Raw genomic sequence first — 24788 nt, 5'->3', positions numbered from 1 at the left:
TTCTAAGACTGGAACTGAGGATTTTTAAATTCGTCCTGAAGCTGTGTATGCCGGCACTGTAAGGTAACGCATTCCTCTGCCGGTGTTACCACTACACCGCCATCAAAACCCCCATCCAATTTAAGGTTTGGTGGTTTGTACTGTAGCCGAATTGTCCTTTACCTGGACTCAATTATGACTCTAAGGATGAAACTCAAACTTTTGCTGGCAATCGTCGTCACAAATTTAGTTATTTTAAACGCTTTCCCGCTGCCGGCTCAACAGGGAATTAGCACAAGTTTTGCTCAAAATAGTGCTGAAGTAAAAAACTGGCAACCTTATCAAATTCCCAATGAATTTTCAATTCGATACCCATCAAGCTGGTTTTTAGAAAGAAGTCCGCAACCTGCCGGCGCAACGCCTAGAGAATTGCTCATTATCACCAATCTAAAACCAACGCTTGGCGGTGGCAGGGTTCCTGCCAATTTAATTAAGACTGATGTTGCCATTGAACCTGATGCGTTTGAAACAGTTGTCAATCAAATGCTCGAATCTGTTGAACCCGGAACTCGGCTAACTCGCAGAGGGAAAACGAAAGTAGGGGGGCGGGAAGCCTTAAGACTTTGGTTTGCCGGCGCAAACACCAACACAATTATTACTTTAATTCGTTACAACGCGAACGAAACACTTTCTCTGAAAAGTTACTATCAAAAAAATAACTCAGCGATTCCAATTATTCAAAGCATTCATGGTTCTGTTCGAGCGATTGAGTGAACCAAAATTTGTAAAAACTGATATCGTCACCCTATTCTCAACAAGCCCAAAACTTTGTGGGTTAGATTAATACCCAACCTACAAAGTTTTGATATTGCTTAAGCAGCCAGGTAGAACACATCTAAAAATTTTTGACAAAAAAGCCGGCTAATGTAGTTTGAATTCCACAACTCTTTAAGCATAAATATTCAGCCTCAAGGGATGACTTCAGGGCTAAACACTAGACTGAATCAAGGATATAGTTTTCATCCCTTGAGGTTGAGCAGTTTGCATGAGTTTGGTGCTAAAGGAATGCTAATGGCATTATCCACTTAGGATTGGCTTGGCAAAGGATAAGCTAATCATAAGATTAAATAACTAGCTTAATCAATTATTGGGCATTGCTGAATACCGGCACTTCCAAAAGTTCAAGACGCCGACTGCATCGTAGATGCAGTCGGCGTCTGATTTTTTCTCTGAACACTGTCTGGACGTCTGCCACTCTCCGCATCTTTGCGTCCTTCAAACCCCGATGGCCCAGTTGCCTTTTTGATGACTTCGTAACACTCGCAGACTTGATTTTCTAATCCGACGCGGTCAACAATGGTGATCCGACCGCGTGAGCACTCGATCAGTCCAGCGTCGCGCAGTAGTGCAGCCGCCACCGTGACTCCAGCACGGCGAACGCCTAACATCTGACTGGCAAGTTCTTGAGTAATAGCCATTTCTTCGTTGTGCAAACGGTCGGCAAATGTCAGCAGCCAGCGGCACAATCGCTGATCTAATGCGTGCATTTGATTGCAAAGAGCGGTTTGGGAAGTTTCAATAATCCGCGATTCTAACCGGCTCAACACCAACTGTTGCAGCACACCACCTCGGTTGAACTCTTTTTTGAATAGGTCTGGGGGCATCTTATAACCCCAACCTTTGGTAATCATCACGCATCGAATCAACTGCAAGCCATTGCTTGCAAAAATTGCTCTTTCGCCCAGGATACCTTCGTCTCCGACGATGCTCAACTCTATTTCTTTACCTTCCACACTGCCCAGTGTTAAAGACGCGATGCCCTCAGTGAGAAAGTAAACGCTCTGGGGAGGTGAGCCGGCTTCATGCAGAACTTGACCCTGACGCAGAGACACTTTTTTTAAGTGAGGCGAGAGCCTTTGATATTCTGCATCAGGCAAGGCACCCAAAAACGAGTTTGTGAGAGCAGAAGCACTTTGATATCTTGGGTACATGATATTTGTCCAATTTTTCAAAGATGATATATAACTAAGTTTTTTGAGTATTAATGCAACTATTAAGCTTGCTGCTAGCTTTCGCCTAGATATTATAAGTGATTAATATCTGTATGGTGCGGTCTAATTTGACGATCTCAACAATTCCCCACACAAGACTGCCTACCAGAAAATTCAGTTGCACCTCACTTACGGTCAAGGCAAGGGTATTATCCATCGGTGTCAATTTAAGGCTGAAATGTCCTCAATAGGGCCTGATTCAGATCCTCCAAGCCCCTCTTACCAAGCTATCCATTAGTCGCATCTTTCTTAACCTTTGGGAGAGCGATCGCCTTTGGCACAAGCGTTGCTGATCGCTCTCCCGCTATCAAACTCCTATTCCCTCATGACAAATTCTCATGCTGCCGGTGGTGATCGAACTGCTGGCAGAAGTCATCGACTTCATAAAAAACTTGGGTGATGTCGAGTTGCGAGCTGAACTTTTTGGAGATTTAGTACAGTCGCCACATTTCGTCGAGACTGTTGCTGACAAGTTGAGCAGTTTGCATGAGTTTGGTGCTAAAGGAATATTAGTCCGATTCTCGCAGACACCATCCACATCCGTAACAAGTTAAGGTGGGGAGCGGTTTGTCTATGGGCACAATTGCTTTAGAAACAGGGAAAGGGGATAAATCAAGCTTGTGAAAAGACTTATGTAGGGCATTGACAATCGCCAAATCTTGATTGAATTAAAAACTAACTTCAGCATCAATCTTCAGGCGGATTCTCCTCAGGGAGTAACTCAGCTTGAATAGAGAAGACCGTGTATGCATACGGATGGCTCTTCATGAAGCGCGACGCCATAGGCAAGTTTGTTAGCAATTGGAACTCGGAGACGAAACAACGAGTGAGCGTATCTCTGACTAATACAGCATGGCGAGCGCTCGATAAAGAGGCTCACAGGCGAGGAATTTCTCGCTCTGAAGTCATTGAACGCTTTGCCCGCACTCTGGAAGGCGAACAGTTGCTGGTTGCCCAAGAAACTGAAGGTAAGGTGGAAACAATTCTTGAAAGCATTACGGATGCTTTTGTCGCCTTCGATCACGACTGGCGCTACACCTACGTGAATCAGGCGGCAGCTAAAATCCTGCACAAAACGCCAGAAGAACTACTGGGAAAGCACGTTTGGAATGAGGTTTTTCCTGAGTTGGTCAATGGAATTGCCTATCGCGAACTACATCGGGCAGTGGCACAACAGGTTCCTGTTTCCTGGGAAGAATTTGCGGAACCTGTCCAGTGTTGGCTAGAGGCAAATGCCTACCCGTCTGCGGAAGGTGTCGCAGTTTATTTTCGGGATATTACAGAACGCAAGCAAGCGGAGGCAGAACGAGAACGGTTATTGCACGAGCTTGAAATTGAACGTGCCCGATTTGAAGCCGTTTTACGACAGATGCCGGCTGGTGTAATGATTGCCGATGCGGCATCCGGTAAATTAGTTCTGGCGAACGAACAAACCAAGCAACTGGTTGGGTATGGCTACGAACAGTTGCTTGAGCTTGAGGAATATACACCAATTCTTCCATGTGAAATCTTTCGCTTAGATGGTCAGCTTTATGCCCCTCACGAGTATCCATTGGTGCGATCACTAAAAACAGGTGAGGTTGTTACCAACGAAGAGATAGAAATTCATCGAGATGATGGTAACCGCCTTTTCATTAACGTCAACTCAGCACCAATTTTAGATAACCAAGGGCAGATTGTTGCAGCCGTTGTTATCTTCCAAGACGTGAGCGAGCGCAAACTTGTAGAGCAAGCCTTACGCGAAAGCGAATCGCGGCTACGAAGTTTATTTGATGCAAATCTTATTGGCATCATCATCGGTAATTTTCAAGGCAATATTTTAGAAGTCAACGACGCTTGGCTTGCCACTTTAGGTTACACGCGAGAAGAAGTTTTATTGGGAGAAGTAAACTTCCTTGAGATTACTCCACCGGAGTTTCGGCATTTAGACCAACAAGCAATGGCACAGATGAAACAAGTTGGTCGCCATGCGCCGTTTGAGAAGGAATACATTCGTAAAGATGGTAGCCGGGTTCCCGTTTTAATTGGGACTGCCTATTTAGGAGGACCTAACGATTTAGGTGTAGGCTTCTTGATCGACTTAACAGAGCGCAAACGCTTGGAATCAGAACTGCGCCAGCGAGAGCAACAGTTCAAAATGGTTGCTGAAAATTCCCCAGACATTATTAGCCGAGTTGATGCAGAATTTCGCCATATTTATGTCAGCCCTTCTGTAGAACTGGCAACAGGTATTCCATCAGAGCAATTTGTTGGCAAGACCAATGTTGAGCTAGGAATGCCAGAAGACCTCTATCGTTTTTGGCATGATAGTTTACGGCAAGTCTTTGCAACCGGGCAGGAACAGACGATTGAATTTAAGTTTCCGAGTCTAAATGGTATTCGATGGTATCAGGCGCTTATTGTACCTGAATTGACAAGTTATGGCTGCGTGGAAACGGTACTAAGTATTGCTCGTGATGTAACGGATTACAAACAAGTTGAACAGGCATTACGAGAGAGCGAAGAACGCCTGCGATTGGCATTAACGGCGGCTCAGATGGTGGTCTGGGATATGGATTTGCCGACCAATCGAGTGGTGTGTTCTGCCAATGCTCTAGAAGTTTGGGGTCTTCAAGAAGGCACAGGAGAAGACTTTTTTGCGCTCATCCATCCAGACGATCGACAACGGGTGATGCAAGCGGCGACAGGAGCAATTGCTGGAGAACAGTCCTACGTGCAGGAGTACCGGGTAATTTGTCCCGACGGCGTTGTGCGCTGGATCAACAGTCAGGGGCGAGTTTATCTGGATGAAACCGGACAGGGAGTTCGCATTGTTGGCGTTTCGGTTGACATCACCCAACGCAAACAGATCGAAGCAGAGCGTGATCGCCTTTTAAAACGAGAACAAACTGCCAGACTGGAAGCAGAAACCGAACGCAAGCGGTTGCATGAGATCCTGATGCAATTGCCTGCCATGATTGGCATTGTTAAAGGTGCCGATCTTGTGTATGAATTTGCCAATCCAACCTATCTGCAAGGGACTGGGCGCACTCCAGACATGATCGGGAAATCAATCCGGGATGTTTTCCCGCAGATAGAGGGGCAAATTTACTTTGATGTCCTTGAGCGCGTTTACCGGACGGGAGAAACGTTCATTCGGAATGAGTCACCTGCTTACTGGGATCGCAACGGCGATGGTGTGTTGGAAGAGGGATTTTTCAACTGCATCTGTCCGGCTTGGCGGGATGCTGAGGGAACTATTCAGGGCGTGTTGATTTATAACATTGAAGTGACAGCCCAGGTGCGGGCAAGGCAACAGATTGAACAACTACTCAAGAACCTCCAGCAGAAAGAAGAAATTCAGCAATTCCTGCTCGAATTGAATGAGGCGATTCGTGCCATTCAAGACCCCAAGGAAATTATGTGGCAAGTGGTTTGTGGCACAGGACAACATTTCCAAGTCACTCGCTGTACCTACGGTGAAATTGATTCCACTCAGGAATACGTCATCGTTGAGCGCGATTTCTGCAATGGTGTAATCAGCGTGGTGGGCAAACACCACCTGGATTCCTTTGGTCCTGAAATCATCGCTGAATTAAAACAGGGTAGAACAATCGTCGTGGACGATGTTGATAGCGATCCTCGGACTGCCGGAGTCGGGGCGGCTGCCTTTGACGCAATTCAAACCAAATCTCTCCTATGTGTTCCCTTGGTGAAAGAGGGACGGTTTGTCGCATTGTTGGTGTTGCACCATGTCTGTGTTCGCCACTGGACGGAGGAAGATGTGGCGGTGATGGAGCGAATTGCTGAAAAAACCTGGCTAGCCGTGGAGCGATCGCGGGCGGAAGAGGAATTGCGCGAAAGTGAAGCTCATCTGCAACTGGCAGTAAAAATCGGACGCATGGGAACGTGGGACTGGGATATGCAGACCGATGCATTGCTTTGGTCAGAAGGACACTTCATGGTGGTAGGTCTTCAACCGAATGAGTGCGAACCGGGCTATGAAGTTTGGGCAAGTCGGGTTCATCGCGATGACCTAGCAGAAGTTGAGGCGAAACTTCAGCGAGCCATAGCTGAGAAGAAAGAGTATCACCATGAATATCGCCTGTGTTGGTCAGATGGCTCGATTCACTGGGTCGAAGCAAGAGGACAGTTTACTTATGATTCTCAGGGAAATCCCAAGCACTCGATCGGCGTCGTCATTGATATCACAGAACGCAAGCAAGCGGAACAGGAACGGGAACAACTCCTAGAGCGCGAACGCATTGCCCGTTCTCACGCAGAAGCCGCACAGCGCCAACTGGAAACCATCTTTGAAACATCACCGATTGGACTTGCTCTGTTAGATTCCGAGCAGCGATTTATTGCCATCAACGAAGCATTAGCAGAAATTAATGGATTAACCCGCGAGCAACACTTAGGCTATTCAATTCCAGATCTTTTTGGTCAGTCCGATCCAAAATTAGTTGAAGTCTTTCATCAGATTTACGCCACAGGCAATCCTTTCATTTCACCGAACTTTGCGGTGAATGTTCCCGGACGCAGTGATCGCCGGCCCGGCTACTACAACGTTTACTATCTTCCGACCGTTAACTCAAATGGTCAGGTCGAAGGCGTTCTAGTTTATGTGGTAGATGTGACTGAGCGCGTCAGATTAGAGCTTGCCCAACGGTTTCTCTCTGAGGCAAGTGCCGTCCTTGCATCCTCACTCGATTTTCAAACGACTCTAGAACGAGTCGCGCAGCTTACAGTGCCGGAATTAGCGGACTGGTGTACGGTTCACATGATAGAAGAGGATGGTGAGATCGAGCAGATTGCAGTTGCTCACATCGAGCCGGCTAAACTGGAATGGGCCTATCAGATTAGAGACAAGTATCCACTGAACCTGAATGACCCTCGCGGTGCTGCATTTACATTGCGAACTGGGCAACCTGATTTAGTGCCGGAGATTCCCGATGAACTGTTGGTACTCTCAGCGCGTGACCCAGAGCATTTGGAAATACTGCGGCAGGTTGGATTCAGCTCGGTAATGACGGTGCCACTACGAACTCAGGCACGAATTCTAGGGGTCATTTCCTTTATCGGTGCCGAATCTGGACGACGGTATACCTCAGCAGATTTGCAACTGGCAGAGGAATTGGCTCGTCGTGCTTCTTTGGCGATCGACAATGCTCAGTTGTACCGGCAGGCTCAACGCGATCGCACAAAAGCAGAAGCCGCTAACCGAATTAAAGACGAATTCTTGGCGGTGTTGTCCCACGAGTTGCGATCGCCCCTCAATCCGATTCTGGGCTGGACAAAATTGCTACGAACTGGGCGACTCGATGCCACAAAAACCCAGCAAGCCCTGGAAACGATCGAACGCAACGCCAAGCTGCAAGCGCAATTAATTGAGGACTTGTTGGATGTCTCGCGCATTCTCCAAGGAAAAATGACGTTAAACGTCGCTCCAGTGCATCTAGCGGCAACGATTGAAGCCGCCCTGGAAACGGTACAACTAGCAGCCGAAGCCAAACACATTCAAATCCACACCACGTTTAATCCTATTTCAAAAACGGTTTCAGGTGATACCAATCGCCTCCAACAGGTAGTCTGGAACCTCCTTTCCAATGCCGTGAAATTCACCCCAGCCGGCGGACGAATCGAGGTGCAACTAGAGCAAGTTGCCACGTATGCTCAGATTCAAGTTAAAGATACTGGAAGAGGCATCAATCCAGACTTCTTACCCTATGTGTTTGACTACTTCCGTCAAGAAGATGGCACAACGACCCGACAATTCGGCGGATTGGGATTGGGACTCGCGATCGTCCGCCATCTTACCGAATTACACGGAGGAACCGTTCACGCAGACAGCTTAGGACAGAACTTAGGGGCTACATTTATCATCCGGCTCCCATTAAACATTGTCGAGCCGGAACCCTCTTGTGATGACAGGCACCCAGAAAGTGCAACAGATTTAGCAGGTATTCAGGTCTTGGTTGTGGACGACGATGCAGATATGCGGGAGTTGGCAGCATTCACCCTAACGCAATCTGGCGCACAAGTTGCCACAGCCGCTTCGGCTGCACAGGCGTTGACCCTCCTGAATCAATCTATCCCCGATCTGCTGTTATGTGACATTGGGATGCCAGAGATGGATGGCTATTCCCTGATTCGGCAAATTAGAAAGTGGTCACCTGAACAAGGAGGCACGATTCCAGCGATCGCACTAACTGCCTATGCCGGAGAAATCAATCAGCAGCAAGCCTTAGCTGCCGGATTTGGGATGCATATCTCGAAGCCTGTGGAACCTGAGGAATTGGTGAAAGCGATCGCGCGTTTGCTGAGATCGGCCAGTTAAATACAATTAACCATGTTCTTGATCTGTTGAACCAGTGTTTCTGGGTCCACAGGTTTGGCGATGTGCCGTTGAAAACCTGCGGCAAGTGCCTGTTGCTGATTCATCTCTCCAGCATAGGCAGTTAGTGCGATTGCAGCAATATTATTTTCTTGCTCTGATTCCAGCAATCGCACCTGACGCATCAGCATATAGCCGTCCATCTCCGGCATCCCGATGTCGCTGATGAGAATATCTGGCTTCGATTGCGTCAGTAGTTGTAATGCAGCGATTGCGGATGCTGTTGCCGTCACTTCTGCACCTGCTTGTTCCAAGACGAAAGCGAGGAAATCAAGAGAGTCTGCTTCATCATCGACAACCAGAATCCGGATGTTTGTTAGGGGTAAAGTGTCAGGAACAGTCGTGAACAAGTTAGTGGTAGCGGTTTCATCTTTCGGCGTGGCACTTTCCCTTCTCAACGGCAGTCTGACTGTAAAAGTCGCCCCTTGTCCCTCTCCTGGACTGTCTGCTGCAACAGTTCCTCCGTGCAACTCGACGAGCTGGCGCACGATGGCCAACCCTAACCCTAATCCCCCAAACTTGCGGGTTGTGGTGCTATCCGCTTGCCGGAAATACTCAAACACATGGGGCAAAAAATCTGGAGAAATTCCCTTGCCCGTATCCCTCACCTGAATTTGTGCCTCAGACGCGATTTGCTCTAATGTGATTTCTATCTGTCCGCCAGTTGGAGTGAACTTAACCGCGTTGGATAGCAGATTCCACACCACTTGTTGCAAGCGGGTTGAATCACCGGCAACTTGACCAATAGCCGGTTTAAATCGCATCTGAATTTCAATTGACTTCGCCTCTGCTGCCAGACGGACTGTTTCCATTGCCGCTTTAATGATGGATGGCAAATTAACGGGACAGACATTGAGGCTCAACTTTCCTTGAAGAATTCGAGAGACATCGAGCAAATCTTCAATCAGTTGCGTTTGCAATTTAGCGTTGCGCTCGATCGTTGCTAGGGCACGATCTGTGGCTTTTTCATCCAGCTTGCGTTCGCGAAGGAGCCTTGCCCAGCCCAGAATCGGATTGAGGGGCGAGCGCAACTCATGGGACAACACGGCTAAAAACTCATCCTTAATCCGGTTCGCTGACTCTGCTTGTGTGCGGGCACGCTGTTGGGCTTCATACAGCCGCGTGTTTTCAACAGCCACCGATGCCATTTGTGCCAGTTGCACCAGAATCGCTTCGTCTTCTTCTGTAAACTCACCTTCGTACTTATCGGATAGCTGGATTAACCCAATGTTGCGTCCGTCTCGCCCCACGAGAGGAGCAACCAACCAACCGCGCATGGGGGGATGCCTGTCTGCTGCCTCGCCAAACCCTTTCCACCTGGGGTGAGCTTCCAGTTCTGCCTGGGTCATTCGCATGGATCGGTTCAAATGACAGACACAGGCATAGATTCCAGATCCATCCGTCTGGTCGTTATAGTCTTGCCACTGGGCATACTTGTCGGACAGGTAAACAGCATTAATTGCCTGTGCCCAGTTTTGATCGATTGTCAGGCTTGTGACCGACTGGTGAGTGCCAATGATTTGATATGCCTGCTCGGTAATCACTTGCAGCACTTCTTCAACAGAAAGGGTTGCGTTGATCGCTAATGCTGCCTGCGTCAAGCCATGCAGTTGCCGGCTATAATGCTGCTCTTTGATCAGCGTTTGTGTTCGCATCTCCTCGGTCTGTTGCCGCTCTAGTTCAGTCGCAACCCGTAGGGCAAAAATTGTCAGCAGGGATTCTGCAAGCTGAACATTTTCCAACGGCTTGCCGTCCATCACGCCTAGCAAGCCTAACGGTTTGCCTGCCGAGTCAAAGAACGGAATTGCCACATAGCTTTCCACGTTCAAGGGTTCTAGAAGGGGAGCTTTGGGAAATAACGCTTGCACACCACGGGGGTAGCAACACATTTTTTGTTGTCGAATGACTTCTCGGCAAGGTGTGTCCTGCAACAGATATTCAAAGTTGTCGATAATTTTACCTTTAGCACAAGCCACGATTGTTGTAATCGCTTCCGGGTCGCCTCCAGTGAGCAAACCAATATAGGTATAATCGCTTCCCAGTGCCTTCGTGAAGTGTTGTACCAGAGCCGAAAAAAATGCCTCACCCGTCACGGCAGAAACGCCCTGCGTCACCTCTAGCAGAGCCGCATCCAGTTGAGCAATTTTACGCGCTGCCAGCCGTAGCTCTAATTCGTCCACAACCATTGCCGCCAAATCTGCCAAAGTCGCTTTTTGCTCATCAGTTAAGGCATTACGCGGTTTCATATCTAACAAACAAAGCGTGCCGAGGTTAAAGCCATCTTGGGTAATCAACGGTGCACCCGCATAAAACCGCAGACCTGGTTCATTTTGTACGAATGGATTACAGGTGAGGCGCTTGTCTTGCCGGGTGTCGGGAATGACTAGAACATCGTCAGATAACAGCGCAAAGCTGCAAATGGTAGCATCCCGTTGCACTTCCCGTACCTCAAAGCCGTAGCCGGACTTGAACCAGGCTCTCGATTCGTCTACCAGAGAGACTAGGGCGATTGGCACATCAAACAGACGAGCCGCTAGTGACGTAATGCGATCGAATGCCGATTCAGGTGGAGTATCCAGAATCTTGTATCGCCGCAGTGCCTCTAATCTTTCTACCTCATTGGCAGGTAAAGAGGCGGTTATGGCAATGGGTTTAGAAGAAGTTTCAGTCATGGGTTTTGAGTCAGCGAGCGAGTGGAGAATGGGAAATGCAACGGGAATGAGATTGCGTTATTCAGAGGTGCCTGACCAAGGCTGCGTTAGCAGCGCTTAACGAAGTTATCGCCTGAATTAGGTATTCTGGCTCTACAGGTTTGGCGATGTGCCGTTGAAAGCCGGCGGCGATCGCCTGTTGCTGGTTCATTTCCCCCGCATAGGCAGTGAGGGCGATTGCAGGAATTTGTCCACCTCGATCAGATGGTATCGCTCGCACGCGCCGCATCAGCATATAGCCATCCATCTCTGGCATCCCAATGTCACTGAGTAAGATGTCTGCGGTTGATTGCACCAATACTTGCAGTGCTTCATCTGCCGATGCGGCGCAAATCACCGTTGCGCCGGCTTGCTCCAACACAAAACTGATATAGTCACGAGTATCTGCGTCATCATCCACAACCAGGATAGAAAGACCGGCAAGCGGTGAAGTTGCAAGCTCATCGGCTGAAGAATTGGGACTCGGTTCGTTCTCTAAGCCGGCAGTTTCCTTGATCAGCGGTAGCCTGACGGTGAAGGTTGCTCCCTGCTCTTCACCCAGACTTTGGGCTATTACCGTGCCACCGTGTAATTCTGTGAGATGGCGGACAATTGCCAACCCTAGCCCTAATCCGCCAAATTTTCGGGTTGTGGCACCATCTGCCTGACGGAAATAGTCAAATACATAAGGTAAAAACTCGGAACTGATGCCCTGGCCCGTATCGCTGACCGTGATTTGAGCATCAGAGCCAATACGCTCCAGGCGAACTTCTACCCGTCCTCCTTCGGGTGTGAATTTCACAGCATTCGATAACAGATTCCAGATGATTTGCTGTAGACGACCTGAATCCCCTGAAACCTTCCCTATTGCGCCGTCAAGCGCCGTGTGGATTTGAATCGACTTGGCTTCTGCGGCTAAACGCACTGTTTCCATTGCTGCCGTAATCGTGGCGGCTAAATCAACAGGAGCAATGTTGAGACTCAGTTTGCCTTGCAGGATGCGGGAAACATCCAGCAAGTCTCCAATCAGTTGCGTTTGCAAGTTAGCATTACGCTCGATCGTTTCTAGTGCTTGAGCCGTCTTTTGTTCATCCAGCTTGCGGCTGCGGAGCAGTTTTGCCCAACCTAGAATCGGATTGAGAGGCGATCGCAACTCATGCGACAACACTGCCAGAAATTCATCTTTAATGCGATTTGCTGCTTCTGCTTGCTCACGGGCGGCTTGTTCCCGCACCAGCAGTCGTTCACGTTCGGCTTCTGCCCGTTTGCGCTCAGTAATATTGCGGCTGACGGTTGCCAGTCCAATCGGCTGGTCGTTCTCGCCTCTGATGTAAAAAACGTTGTATATCATCCACAACGCTTCGCCAGTCTTGAAATGACGGAAACGAATTTCCACTTCCGCCTGTCCAGAGCGCAAAACGCAGGGGAAAAATTCATTGACGATAAAATCCTGATCTTCGGGAAAGAAAAATTCTCTGACTGGAGCTTCGTTGTATTGCCGCGTGTCATCCAGCCCGACCATTTGCCTGCCGGCTGCATTGATATAAAACGACACTCCATTCAGATCGCACATTCCGATAAAATCCGTGCTGTTATCAGTGAGGGAAACAAATTTTCGGATTTCAAGTTCCGCTTGTTTGCGATCGGTAATATCGGTATGCGTCCCCAGCATTCGCAATGGCTGCCCCTGATTGTCCCAAGAAACAATCTTGCCAATCGAAAGAATCCATTTCCAATCCCCTGATTTGCTTCGCTGTCTGAACTCCACCCGGTACTCATCGCGTCTAAGAGCAACGTAATCTTCATAAGCCTGATAGACTACTGCTACATCATCAGGATGGAGGCGATCTGCTGCAAGCATCACTGCTTCGCTATCGCGCCACTTAGCGTTCGTTTCCTGAAATTCATCCGGCTCATAGCCGAGCATCCGGGCGTACTCTGGAGAGACGATCGCATCACCCGTTTGCACATTGAGGTCATAAAGTCCTTGATTTGACGCGATCAAAGCCAAACGGAGGCGTTCTTCGCTATCTCGCAGGGCTGATAATGCCTGCTGTCGTTCTGTAATGTCTTGAAGAATGAGCAAAATTGCATTGACACTGCCGCCCTCGTCGTAAAGTGGAGCTGCCGAGATATTCAGAATCACATTTGAACCATCGCGCTTGCGGCAATAGGTTTCCACGCCAGAAAAGACTTCTCCATTGGTTACTGCCTCTCGAAGCTGCCGGCATTCTTCCTGCTTCTCTTCTGGGACAATGGGCAGTCGTTGACCTAAGAGTTCTGCTTTACTCCAGCCAAATAATTGCTCTGCTGCTGCATTCCACAGTTGTACGGTCATATCCGCTTCAATGACAACTATGGGCAGCGGCGAAGCCTGGATGAGCGTACTCAAGGTTTGTAAGGTTTGCTGGAGTTCTTGTTGGACTCGCTTGCGCTCGCTGATATCTAGAAGGGATACCAGCACACGATCATAGGATTCTGAAGTCGATGGGAAGGCGATCGTAACCCAGACATGGAAGCGATCACCTTGTAAGGTTCGCAGTACAGTTTCTGCTGCAAAAAAGGGTTCTTCAGCAGCGATTGCTATTAGTTCTCCAATAAACGCTTCCTGGGTTTCAGGGACAAAGATTTGGTGCAAAGAAGTCAACAATTGAGCCTTGTCTTGTGCGCCAAACATTTGCAGTGCTGCCTGATTCACATCCCGAACTCGCACCATATCCGCCGCTTGTTGCACAAATTCGGGATGCTCGACAAAGTACTGGTGAAAATCGCGCACACCTGCCACTTTGAGTTGGTTGATCGCGGCTTTTACTTGAGAGAAATCTTCTTCCCAAATGGCAACGCTCACCGCCTCAAAAATGTAGCGGTAACGCTGTTCTTTAGCTACCAGCGCGGCTTGTGCCTGTTTGCGTTCCGTGATGTCCCAGGCAATACCGAGGCAAGCCAGATTTCCCTGCACATCGTGAGTTAAATTAGCCCAAATCTCTAAATCCACCATTCGACCGTCTTTACGCTGATGTTGGGCTTCCAACCCATCCAGCGATCGCCCACTCAACACACTTTGAATGCTGGCAAGAAATTCTTGAGGTCGATGGGGAATAGTAGGCATAAACTGCCCGATCGCTTCATCTGCACTCCAACCAAAGATCTGCTCTGCTGCGCGATTCCACAACTTCACAATTCCTTGTGGATCGAACAAAGCAATGGCGACTGGACAGGCATCAATTAGGGTTTGTAGCGTCTGGTTTGTTCGCTCAAGTGTCTCCTCTGCCCGTTTGCGTAAGCGAAGCTCGTCGTAGACAGCGGTAATTTCGGTAACCAAGACAGATAAGCCCGTTGCCGAGGGATAGATGTGGTTCTCAAACCAACGTTGCCAGGAAGAGTAGAAGTACTCGAAATGAACAATTCTTTGCTCTGTCGCTGCCCGATGCAATTCCATGTAGAACTGAGTCCCAACCGTCTCCGGAAACAGCTCCCAGATACACTTGCCTAAGAGGTCTTCCCTAGACATTCCTACAACTTCCACAACCCTGTCGTTGACGTAGGTATAGCGCCACTCGCGATCCAGGACTAAAAACTGGTCGTTGATACTCGCTAACACGGTTTCTAGTTGTTCTTTTGCAGCTTGCTCTTTAACATATAATGCTCGCTCCCGACCGGCTGCTTCTTGCTGTGCGGCTTCTGCTTGTTTGCGTTCGGCTTCGCTGCGTTTACGTTCGCTCAAGTCAAGCACAAAACCGATGACGGTCGTTTCTCCCGTAATGGCAGCGCCATGCAGTACGGGAACACGAGAACCATCTTTGCGGATGTATTCTGTCTCAAAAGGCGTACAGACTCCCGTAGTTGTGAGTTCTTGAACTGCTCTGTTACTCACCTCACGGGATTCTGGTGCAGTCATCTCGCGCCAACGCACTCGACCAGAGCGTAACTCCTGCTGTGTGTAGCCAACCATTTGTAGAAAAATATCATTGGCTTCAAGGATGGGTCCGTTCAACTGGGCCACAATCATCCCAATGATGTTAGACTCTGCCAAACGACCAAACCGTGCTTCGCTTTCGCGCAGGGAGTGCAAGTTTGCTTCGGCTCTTCGCAGCGCAACTCGTTGTGCTTCATTGAGTGAATTAATCAGGATGGCTGCCATCACGAAAACGCCCAGCTGCACTAGGGTTCCCAGATTAGGGATATTGAGCGAGTAGCTTGGCTCAATAAAGAAGTAGTTAATTGCCAGCGTAGACAAAGCCGTTGCCAGTAGCCCTGGTCTTAAGCCCCCATACCAAGCACTGACCATCACGGCGGCGAAAAAGGGTGGAGTCGGTGTTGGGGCAAGATAGGGACTGAACTGAAGGTTTGTCCCTACTGCTAAGGCAACAGATAGCAACGCAACGCCATAGTGCAACAGTTGGGCCGGCAAAATCCTCCACCTTCCTCGCCTACCCTTGACAAATTCTGAATTCGCCTCAGTCATGGAACACTCGACTCCTCTGGTGAAAAGTATGGGTTTAATAGTTTCTGGCTCCTATCCTGAAGGATAGCCTCAGGTGAATTTTTCAGCTCCTTTAGTAGGGTTTTAATTTGCTTTAGTGCCAATGCCGAGGGCTGAATGTGACCATTTTCCCAGCGATTGACGGTACAGTAAGCGACTCCCAATCTTGCTGCAAACTGCTCCTGACTGAGCGCCGTTAACTGCCAAAGTTCACGAATGAGATGGCTAACTTCTGGTTTCTTAAGCATGATCGCCTCTTGAAGCACCAGAGTTCGAGGAGGAATTAGACAAATTCAGGCAGATGTAGCATTTGCTATATCTGATTGTCTGTTACTAGAGGGATATACTTATCTATCTTGCAGGAGAAGTCGGTAGACAATGCCGGCGCCATTGCTATTGTGGTTGTGATCGCCTTCTCGTGTTGCAACAGGAGCTAGATAGCCACAGTTAAGGCACATCGCCACACCCATTGAACCAAAGGGGTTGATACAAGCGATATCCATCTTATTTGAACCTCCTTCGCCAGAGCCATCTCGCCAAAGCATCTGTATTAAGGCAGATTTTCCTTAGGCAGCAACTGAGCTTGAATGAAGAAGACCATCTTACTGCCTATGCTGGAGAGGTCAATCAGCAGCAAACAAGCCATTCTGCCGAATTTGGGCTGCATATCTCCAAGCCTGTCGAACCTAAGGGATTGGTAAAAGCGCTCGCCCATTTGCTTCAACACTGAATGATTTGAGTTTTAAGCACGTTGTATCTTGATTTCCTCAAAATAACTGACAGAATAGGTAAGTAGGCAGGACTAACCGCAATGGATGTTGATCGCACAAACTCCTTAAATCATCGAGAAGAACTTACTGTAAATTTTGCTCAGGAGTTTTGTGCGGACTGCAATGCGATCGAAGCACGATTTGCGGCGATCGTAGAGCACATGGCTGAGGCATTCATTTCCATTAATTCACAGTGGCACTGCACCTATGTCAACCGTAAAGCAGAGCAGCTTTTAAATAAGAAGCGGCAAGACCTAATTGGCAAAACGATATGGACAATATTTGCAGTCGAGCCTACCTCTGAGCTATATCAGCATAGTCATCGAGCGAGCGCAGCGCAAACGGCGATCGAGTTTGAAGAACACTACCCCTCACTCAACAAGTGGTTGAGAATTCGCCTCATCAACAGTGAAGATGGCTTACTTCTTTACTTCCAAGACACGAGTGAAACATCTCAAGCCGATCGACAATTGAAAGCCGAAATCGCCAAGTGTCAGCAGGTGGAAGCCACTCTTCAGAAAGAACAGGACTTTTTGAAGGCAGTTCTAAACAACGTTCAAGCCGGCATTGTAGCTTGCGATGCAGATGGCATATTGACGGTATTTAACCAAGCCGCTAAAGATTTTCATGGATTACCTCAGCAGCCAGTCCCACCCGATCGCTGGGCTGCATATTATAACTTGTATTTGCCCGACGGCAAAACATCCATGAATACAGAGGATATTCCCCTGTTTCAGGCATTGCAAGGATACAACGTTCGTGATGTGGAAATGATGATTGTTCCGCAGCAGGGAACTGCGCGAATGCTGTTAGCAACTGGACAGGCGATTATTGCCCCAACCGGCGAAAAACAGGGTGCTGTTGTCGTGATGCACGACATTACACAACGCAAGCAGGCAGAAACGGCTCTGCGTGAGCGTGAAGCGCAATTATCGAGCATCTTCCAAACTATTCCTGATGGCATCACTATTCTAGATTCTACCGGAAAGATTATTGCTGCAAATAGGGCAGCAGAGAGGATTTTAAGATTGACTCGCAGTGACATTGTGGAGCGAGGCTATAACGATTTATCCTGGTTCATTACAACCGTGGATGGTCATCCTTTCCCAGAAGATGAACTGCCGTTTGTGCGGGTGATGCAAACAGGTCAGGCTATTTATGGCATTGAACATGCCATTAACCATGCCGATGGAACCCGCACGATTCTCTCGATCAATGCTTCCCCTTTGTTTGACAAAGAAGGGCAAATCATCAATGTCATTGCTGCTTTAAGTGACATTACAGAGCGCAAGCAAATCGAAGAAGAACGAGTACAGCTGGTTCAAGAACAGGCAGCCCGCGCCGTAGCAGAGGTTTCTCAGCAACAATCAGCATTTTTAGCAGAAGTGAGTGCTGTTCTTTCCTCTTCACTGGAGTATGAACAAACTCTCCAAAGCGTTGCAAAGCTGGCAGTTCCTTATTTTGCAGATTGGTGTAGTGTCGATCTACTGAATGATGATCGCACGATCAGTCGTGTTGCGGTGGCTCATTGTGATCCCGAAAAAGTCCAGTTTGGCTGGGAGTTGGCTCAACGCTTTCCCAGACATCTCGATGATGGGTATGGCATTGCTAAAGTCATGCAAACAGGACAGGTTGAAATTGGAATTGAGATTACAGATGAACAGTTAGTTGCCGCCGTGCCGAATGCCGACTACCTGGAAATGTTACGGGGAGTTGGGTTAAAGTCCTGCATCATTGCACCGCTACAGGCACGCGGACGCGTGTTGGGTAGCATTACGTTTGTGTTTACTGAATCTGATCGCCACTATCGCCTGGAAGACATTCCCTTGGCTGAAGATTTAGCTCGTCGGGCAGCGATGGCCATTGATAATGCTCGTCTCTATAATGAAACACAACAAGCGAAATTAGCCGCCGAACTCGCTGCTAACCGGACGGCTCGATTGCTCGCGGTGATGAAGGCGCTTTCTGAATCGCTAACCTCGGCTCAAGTGGCTCAGGTGATTATTGAACAGGGAATGTCCGCACTGGGAGCGAGTTGTGGCTTGGTTGCCGTATTAAACCAGGATGCAAGCGAACTGGAGATTATTCAAGGGATCGGGTATGAGCACGTCGGAGAGTTTCAGCGTAGTTTTTCGATTCATGCACCCTTTCCTCTGGCAGAAGCTGTGCGAACAGGGCAACCTGTTTGGGTAGAAACCATCGAAGATCGAATTGCCCGCTATCCTGATTTAGCCCAAATGTATGCCAAGGTTGGTTTTAAAGCCTGGATTTCAGTGCCATTGTTGATAGAAGGACAAGCCGTTGGTGGACTGTCGCTCAGTTTTTCCACCGTTCCCCAGCTTTGTGAGAGCGATCGCGCTTTCATTCTGGCACTGGCACAGCAATCAGCACAGTCAATCGACCGAGCAAAGCTCTACGAGTCAGAACGGCAAGCACGGGCACAAGCCGAAACGGCTAACCGGATTAAAGATGAGTTCTTAGCTGTCTTGTCGCACGAATTGCGAACTCCGTTGAATCCGATTTTAGGTTGGACTCGACTGCTGCGAAGCGGAAACCTAGATTCCAGCAAGATGGCGGCAGCTCTCGAAACGATTGAACGCAACGCCCAGTTGCAAGTTCAACTGATTGAAGACTTGCTCGATATTTCTAGCATTCTGCAAGGCAAGCTAAGTTTGGACTCTACTCCAATTAATTTGAAAACAACTGTTACAGCCGCGATCAAAACAGTTTGTCTGGCCGCCGAAGCGAAGAACATTCAAATTCAAACCCAGCTTGAACCGACTGTGGGGGAGGCGTTAGGAGATGCTACCCGATTGCAGCAGGTTGTCTGGAATCTGCTCACTAATGCCATTAAGTTCACCCCAGCCGGCGGTCGAGTTGAAGTTGAGTTAAAAACGATTGATTCCTCTGCTCAAATTCAAGTTAGGGATACCGGAAAAGGAATTAAGCCAGAATTTATTCCTTATGTCTTTGATACGTTTCGACAAGCCGATAGCAGTATTACGAGAACCTTTGGTGGGTTAGGGCTAGGATTAGCGATCGTGCGTCACCTCGTTGAGCTACATGGTGGAACTGTCAAAGCGGAAAGTTCTGGAGAAGGACAAGGCGCAACATTTACCGTCACGCTTCCCTTGTTAGCCAAGAGCAAGGACGCCAACAGTGACACGAAGGACAATTTATCCCTCAATGGTCACACTTTACCCTTGGCTAGATTATGCATCCTGGCAGTCGATGACGAAGTAGACAATTTAGAGTTAGTTCAATTTATCTTGGAGCAAGCGGGAGCCACCGTGATCTCTGTCTCTTCAGCAACGGATGCGCTACAACAACTGAATGAATCTAAGCCAGATGTTTTGATTGCTGATATTGGGATGCCACACATTGATGGCTACACGCTGATTCGTCAAATCAGACAACTATCCCCAGAGCAGGGGGGACAGATTCCTGCGCTCGCGCTCACAGCCTATGCAGGTGAGACAAATCAACAGCAAGCCCTGGCAGCCGGCTTTCAAAGGCATCTTTCCAAGCCGGTTGACCCTGAAACGTTAGTGCAGACAATTGAGCAATTCTTCATCGAATCGGGTAAGGCACAGTATTAATAATAGTGTGGGGGATGTCACGTATTGAGGATTAGCCATAATGCTGCTTGGCATAGATTTAGGAACAGGCTCTGCTAAGGCATTGCTCATAGCGACAGACGGAACCGCTATCGGTGAGGCGTCAAGCTCCTATCCTGTTCATGCACCTCACCCCGGATGGGCTGAGTCGGAGCCTGGGGATTGGTGGTTAGCTGTTGGCGAGGCTGTTAGGAAGGCAGTGGGAAATCACGCCGATCAGGTACAGGCGATCGCACTTTCAGGGCAAATGCACGGTATTGTCCTAGCTTCGGAGTTAGGTCAGCCTCTGCGTCCTGCTATCCTCTGGGCCGATACTCGCTCCAGTGCCACGCTTAACACTTATCATTCGCTCGATGCCGCTATTTTAGAGCGCTTGGGCAACCCCATTACGGCTGGAATGGCCGGCCCAACTTTGTTGTGGCTACGAGAACACGAGGCTACTGTCTACAGCGCAGCGCGTTGGGCACTTCAGCCAAAAGATTGGCTACGGTTACGGATGACTGGAGAAGTCGCAACCGAACCATCTGATGCTAGTGGTACTTTGCTTTACGATGTTGTGTCGGACAACTGGGCAGAGGATGCCATCTGGGCGCTGAATCTACGTGGCGATTGGTTACCAAAAATTATCCCCTCTAGTGCGATCGCCGGCTACCTAACAACTATTGCTTCAGAGCATCTTGGCTTAAGAGTTGGCTTACCCGTAATTGCTGGTGCTGCGGATACGGCAGCGGCGGCACTTGGTAACGGACTACTAGAGCCTGGTTTGGTTCAACTAACCATCGGCACAGGCGCTCAAATCATTACACCTCGCTCCCAACCGATTATCGATCCTCATGGTCGTACACATCTCTATCGAAGCGCCGTACCTAAGCAGTGGTACGCCCTTGCAGCAATGCAAAATGCGGGCTTAGCGCTTGAGTGGGTGCGAGGTATCCTCGGCTTGAGCTGGGAGCAAGTCTATACTAGAGCGTTTTCTGCTCCCCCAGGATGTGAAGGGTTGACATTTTTGCCATACCTCACGGGTGAGCGAACTCCACACCTTGACCCATATATACGCGGGGCATGGGTGGGGCTTGGACTTCATCACACACAGGCGCACCTGATGCGGGCAGCTTTAGAGGGAGTTGCTTTTGCCTTGCGACAAGGTTTTGAAGCACTGGAGGCAACAAATTTTAAAGCGACAGAACTGCGTTTAGCCGGCGGTGGAACGGCAGAAATGCCTTGGAAACAATTACTGACCGATGTATTGAGAATACCCCTCTATGCAACTACAGTTGCTGCTGCTTCCGCGCGTGGTGCTGCTCTACTGGCGGGTATCGGAATTGGCGTATACGCAGATGCTAATGACACCATCAAACTGGCAGCCACACCAACGCTTGCTGCAACTCCCCAATCAGTTGATTCAGCCTTAGAAGAGGCTTGGATGCGGTATCAATCCCTTTATCCACGGCTTAAAAAAATCTCATAGGAGTTATGCCTCACGGAGGAAGAAGTAGAAGGTATCTACAAATTAATTAGAGCCATTCTCGAAATCATGAGGTACAATCGCAACAATGAGTAAACCCGTTACGAATATTTTTTTGAGTTACATCAAGCATTGCGTTAACGATGCCATCGATTCAATCTTTTTTCCGGGTTAAACAGCAGATTGTCCCCCATCTATGACAATCTCAGCTCCTGTAACAAACTTAGATTCATCTGAAGCAAGATACAGAATTGCATAAGCAACATCATCAGGTTCACCCCAAACTTTCAGGGGAATGTCTTTTACAACCTGATTCATCCGTTCCTCGCGTTCTTCTCCGCTAAGAAATGGCTCCCACAAAGGTGTTAAAATTGCTCCAGGCAGAATAGAATTGCAGCGAATTTTATAGCCTTGCTGGGCACAATATAGGGCGATAGATTTAGAAAACTGCTGAACACCGGCTTTACTCGCACCATAAGCCGTTGCAAACGGAGTGCCGATGATGCCGGCATAGGAGGAAACATTCACAATTGAACCGCCTCCATGTTCTTTCATCACAGGAATCGCGTATTTACATCCCAGAAACACGCCTTCCATATTCACACTCATTACCTGCCGCCAAGTCTCCAAAGTTGTGTTTTCTGGATTTTGTGGAGCTGTCATGCCGGTGACTCCCGCACAATTCACCAAAATATCCAACTTGCCAAACGTAGTGATCGTTTCAGAAATCACCGATTTCCAGAGTGTTTCATCCGTTACATTATGCCACAGAAAAATTGTGCCGGCAATTTCCTCAAGCGCTTTCCCCTCGCTCTCATTCATATCTGTTATGACAACTTGAGCGCCTTCACGTACCAGCATTTGAACAGTCGCTTTACCAATTCCTGAAGCGCCTCCCGTTACGAGAGCAACTTTCCCTTCAACACGTCCCACCATCAATCTTTTCCTATATATTTCTAGTTTGTTTTAGAGCAGAGATGTTGGCTTTATCTGCCCCTAAAAAATAGAGACAAAAATAGAATAATTTTTTAACAAATCTCTAACCTTTTTTCAATCAACTAACCGATTCCACCGCGTATATCTGCTAGCTTTAAATTAATAACAGACAAACCTAAAATGAGTAAAAACAGCACTAAACCAATTGTACAAGCATAGCTCATTTCTAATTCTCGAAAAGCCTTTTCATAAAGATAATATACAATGGTTTTAGAACTGCTTCGCGGCCCTCCTTGAGTCATGATATAGACTTCTTCAAACACTTTGGTTGCAGAAATTGCTGAAATCACTGCAACCAATAATAAATAAGGTTTCATTAAAGGAACGGTGATATCCCAGTGCTTGCGAATGCCATCTGAACCATCAATCGCACCGGCTTCATACAGCTCAGCAGGAATCGCTTGCAAGCCGGCTAAATAAATCACCATGTAATATCCCAAACCTTTCCAAATCGTAACCGCCATGACGCTAAAAAGGGCAAATTTGGGGCTAGTCAGCCAGGGAATTCCCTCACCGGCACGTACCAAGCCAAGCATTTGAAGCAGTTGGTTTAGCAAGCCGGTTTCTGCATAAAGCCACTTCCAAGCAATGCCGGCAACCACCATTGAAATCACCACCGGCGTGTAATAAGCTGCCCGAAACCAAGCGATTCCGCGTAGTTTTTGATTCACCAAAATTGCAAGTGCCAGAGGTGCCGCCACCAAAATCGGCACGACACAGAGCAGATAAAGTAAGGTATTCCAAAGCGTTTGTAAAAAAATCGGATCTGCAAACAATTTCCGAAAATTAGCGAACCCCACCCACTGCGGTGCTTCAGTTAGATCATATTCAAAGCGGGTGAAACTGAGGTAAAAAGCTTGAAATGCCGGCCAAAAAACAGTTAGCCCTAACAACAACAGGGCGGGAAGCAAAAACAGGTAAGGCGTCAGACGCTGCCGGTTAATACTAGAGTTTAAGGATTTTAGATTCATTTTTTACTGGGGGACTGAAGACGATAGGCTAGAAACTTTCAATCCCTAATTTTACGTTCTCGGAGCATATATGGGCATTGCCAGTGTTCTTAAGTTATGATTTAGATGGCTACTTTACAGGAAATTAACACCCTGAACAAAGAAAACCACGAAACAATAAGAGAAGTTAAAACCGGCACTCTTCAGCAGGGAAGCATCACAAAAACAGTCGTTTCTTGATCAGGTACACTCTCGATAGTTAATTCACCTCCATGTAATTCTGCTAAGCGTTTAGAGAGGCTTAGCCCTAATCCCGTGCCTTGCTGTTCATATATCTTACGCTCAAATTGCATATAAGCTCCCACCTCTGCAATTTGTTGCGCCGTCATGCCCCGTCCCTGATTCGTGACAGATAAAATAAATTGATTATTTTCGATGCGGCTGGCAACTTTCACTGGCGTGCCGGTTTCAGAAAACTTAAAAGCATTATCCACCAGTTCCTCAACGAGCTTCATGAGCCGCTCTGGTGATATTTTCACGCTCGTCTCTTCAATATCTAAATGCAGATCGGGGGCGCGACAGACTTGTTTGGCGTGAGAGGCAGCAGCATTTTTAATAATGGTCTTGACAAAGCTTGTCTCGCTGTTTTTCAGCCCTTGAACTCGTTCTGTATCGGTTGCGATTAGCTCTAGTTCGGCATACAGCAAAAAATTTTGAGTAAGCCGATATAACCGCTTTCCAGACAGATGGATATGCTCTAGCATTTCCCGGACTTCTGATGGTTCGAGAGAATTGAAATCGTCAAGGAGAAGTTCTGAAAAAGCCATAATTCCATTCAGGGGAGTCCGCAGTTCGTGTGGCAACGACAGGATAATACTACTGCGTAATTTCTCAAGCTTTTGGGTTTGTTGCCGCTCAATCGCTGCTTGCTTTTCGAGCCGAGCGGTAATTGTTCTCAATAGTTCTTTAATCGTACACGGCTTAGATACATAATCGTCTGCACCCAGTTCCATTCCCTTCCGAGTCTGTGCTTTGTCTGCGAAAGCAGTCAGGAAAATGAAGGGAATTGTCGCTGTAACCGGATCTTGACGCAATGCTTCCAGTACGGCATAACCATCGATTTCTGGCATCATTACGTCGCACAAAATTAAATCCGGCAAATGTTCAGCAGCCAGTTGAAGGCCAATTTTGCCGTTTTCCGCTCCGATTGCTTTGAAATTTTCCGCCTCAAGCAATTCTCTAATGTTCTCGCGGATTTCACTTTCGTCTTCAATGATTAAAATCTTTGTCATTTGTTAGCTATCATTTGTCAGTTGGCAGGGTCGTAGCCAAGGGGCAATCAATCTCTGAATCTGTTTTTAAAGTTATCGCATGATAAGCTTCTCCTGTATAGCGATCAGATGCTCATAGC

Annotated in this window: 12 protein-coding genes; 4 read left to right on the top strand and 8 right to left on the bottom strand. The window is 48.1% G+C overall.

Going from position 1 to position 24788, the window contains the following annotated elements; all coding sequences use genetic code 11:
* Positions 1–186: 186 nt before the first annotated feature.
* The gene (locus H6F73_RS06520) at positions 187–753 is read left to right on the top strand and encodes a PsbP-related protein (RefSeq protein ID WP_190757968.1); all 567 of its coding nucleotides are present in this window, start codon (positions 187–189) and stop codon (positions 751–753) included.
* Positions 754–1160: 407 nt separating this feature from the next.
* Here H6F73_RS06520 and H6F73_RS06515 read toward each other — a convergent pair whose 3' ends face one another.
* Complete coding sequence (locus H6F73_RS06515) at positions 1161–1970, bottom strand: Crp/Fnr family transcriptional regulator (RefSeq protein WP_190757967.1); 810 nt, start codon at positions 1968–1970, stop codon at positions 1161–1163.
* An 826-nt stretch (positions 1971–2796) separates the two neighbouring features.
* On the opposite strand from H6F73_RS06515, the gene H6F73_RS06510 reads away from it, so the two are divergent.
* The gene (locus H6F73_RS06510; RefSeq protein WP_190757966.1) at positions 2797–8349 is read left to right on the top strand and encodes a PAS domain S-box protein; all 5553 of its coding nucleotides are present in this window, start codon (positions 2797–2799) and stop codon (positions 8347–8349) included.
* Here the strand turns inward: H6F73_RS06510 and H6F73_RS27205 are convergent.
* From H6F73_RS27205 to H6F73_RS06490, 4 genes are all read right to left on the bottom strand, one after another.
* Positions 8346–11078 carry a GAF domain-containing protein gene (locus H6F73_RS27205; RefSeq protein WP_190757965.1) on the bottom strand — a complete coding sequence of 911 codons (2733 nt, stop codon included), beginning with the start codon at positions 11076–11078 and terminating at the stop codon, positions 8346–8348. The two genes, H6F73_RS06510 and H6F73_RS27205, sit on opposite strands and share 4 nt — an antisense overlap.
* Before the next feature lie 61 nt (positions 11079–11139).
* Complete coding sequence (locus H6F73_RS06500; protein WP_190757964.1) at positions 11140–15561, bottom strand: PAS domain S-box protein; 4422 nt, start codon at positions 15559–15561, stop codon at positions 11140–11142.
* Entirely contained in the window at positions 15558–15827 is a 270-nt protein-coding gene (locus tag H6F73_RS06495; protein ID WP_190757963.1) for a helix-turn-helix domain-containing protein, read from the bottom strand. The genes H6F73_RS06500 and H6F73_RS06495 overlap by 4 nt, the downstream gene beginning before the upstream one ends.
* A gap of 99 nt (positions 15828–15926) precedes the next feature.
* The gene (locus H6F73_RS06490; RefSeq protein WP_190757962.1) at positions 15927–16082 is read right to left on the bottom strand and encodes a hypothetical protein; all 156 of its coding nucleotides are present in this window, start codon (positions 16080–16082) and stop codon (positions 15927–15929) included.
* A gap of 308 nt (positions 16083–16390) precedes the next feature.
* Here H6F73_RS06490 and H6F73_RS06485 point away from each other — a divergent pair, with 308 nt between their 5' ends.
* Both H6F73_RS06485 and xylB read left to right on the top strand, forming a co-directional pair.
* Complete coding sequence (locus H6F73_RS06485; RefSeq protein ID WP_190757961.1) at positions 16391–19948, top strand: PAS domain S-box protein; 3558 nt, start codon at positions 16391–16393, stop codon at positions 19946–19948.
* A 40-nt stretch (positions 19949–19988) separates the two neighbouring features.
* On the top strand, positions 19989–21434 hold the full coding sequence (gene xylB, locus H6F73_RS06480; RefSeq protein WP_190757960.1) for a xylulokinase: 1446 nt from the start codon (positions 19989–19991) through the stop codon (positions 21432–21434).
* Positions 21435–21602: 168 nt separating this feature from the next.
* Here xylB and H6F73_RS06475 read toward each other — a convergent pair whose 3' ends face one another.
* The 3 genes from H6F73_RS06475 to H6F73_RS06465 all read right to left on the bottom strand — a co-directional run bounded on the left by H6F73_RS06475 (position 21603) and on the right by H6F73_RS06465 (position 24669).
* Entirely contained in the window at positions 21603–22367 is a 765-nt protein-coding gene (locus H6F73_RS06475) for a glucose 1-dehydrogenase (RefSeq protein ID WP_199330441.1), read from the bottom strand.
* Between the two features lie 122 nt (positions 22368–22489).
* Positions 22490–23398, bottom strand: a complete 909-nt coding sequence (locus H6F73_RS06470; RefSeq protein WP_190757959.1) for a sugar ABC transporter permease — start codon at positions 23396–23398, stop codon at positions 22490–22492.
* Positions 23399–23580: 182 nt separating this feature from the next.
* A complete protein-coding gene (locus H6F73_RS06465; protein WP_190757958.1) occupies positions 23581–24669 on the bottom strand; it encodes a response regulator in 1089 nt (362 codons plus the stop codon).
* Positions 24670–24788 lie beyond the last annotated feature (119 nt).

Source organism: Microcoleus sp. FACHB-68 (assembly GCF_014695715.1).
In the GTDB taxonomy this organism is placed as follows: Bacteria; Cyanobacteriota; Cyanobacteriia; order Cyanobacteriales; family Oscillatoriaceae; genus FACHB-68.
Note: the sequence above shows the minus strand (reverse complement) of the source record. Positions and strands in the feature narration are given on the sequence as shown.

Coding starts and splice junctions, on each gene's coding strand:
- H6F73_RS06490 (WP_190757962.1), bottom strand. CDS start 16,082: ATGGATATCGCTTGTATCAACCCCTTTGGTTCAATGGGTGTGGCGATG.
- H6F73_RS27205 (WP_190757965.1), bottom strand. CDS start 11,078: ATGACTGAAACTTCTTCTAAACCCATTGCCATAACCGCCTCTTTACCT.
- H6F73_RS06485 (WP_190757961.1), top strand. CDS start 16,391: ATGGATGTTGATCGCACAAACTCCTTAAATCATCGAGAAGAACTTACT.
- H6F73_RS06515 (WP_190757967.1), bottom strand. CDS start 1,970: ATGTACCCAAGATATCAAAGTGCTTCTGCTCTCACAAACTCGTTTTTG.
- H6F73_RS06495 (WP_190757963.1), bottom strand. CDS start 15,827: ATGCTTAAGAAACCAGAAGTTAGCCATCTCATTCGTGAACTTTGGCAG.
- H6F73_RS06470 (WP_190757959.1), bottom strand. CDS start 23,398: ATGAATCTAAAATCCTTAAACTCTAGTATTAACCGGCAGCGTCTGACG.
- H6F73_RS06500 (WP_190757964.1), bottom strand. CDS start 15,561: ATGACTGAGGCGAATTCAGAATTTGTCAAGGGTAGGCGAGGAAGGTGG.
- xylB (WP_190757960.1), top strand. CDS start 19,989: ATGCTGCTTGGCATAGATTTAGGAACAGGCTCTGCTAAGGCATTGCTC.
- H6F73_RS06475 (WP_199330441.1), bottom strand. CDS start 22,367: ATGGTGGGACGTGTTGAAGGGAAAGTTGCTCTCGTAACGGGAGGCGCT.
- H6F73_RS06510 (WP_190757966.1), top strand. CDS start 2,797: ATGAAGCGCGACGCCATAGGCAAGTTTGTTAGCAATTGGAACTCGGAG.
- H6F73_RS06520 (WP_190757968.1), top strand. CDS start 187: ATGAAACTCAAACTTTTGCTGGCAATCGTCGTCACAAATTTAGTTATT.
- H6F73_RS06465 (WP_190757958.1), bottom strand. CDS start 24,669: ATGACAAAGATTTTAATCATTGAAGACGAAAGTGAAATCCGCGAGAAC.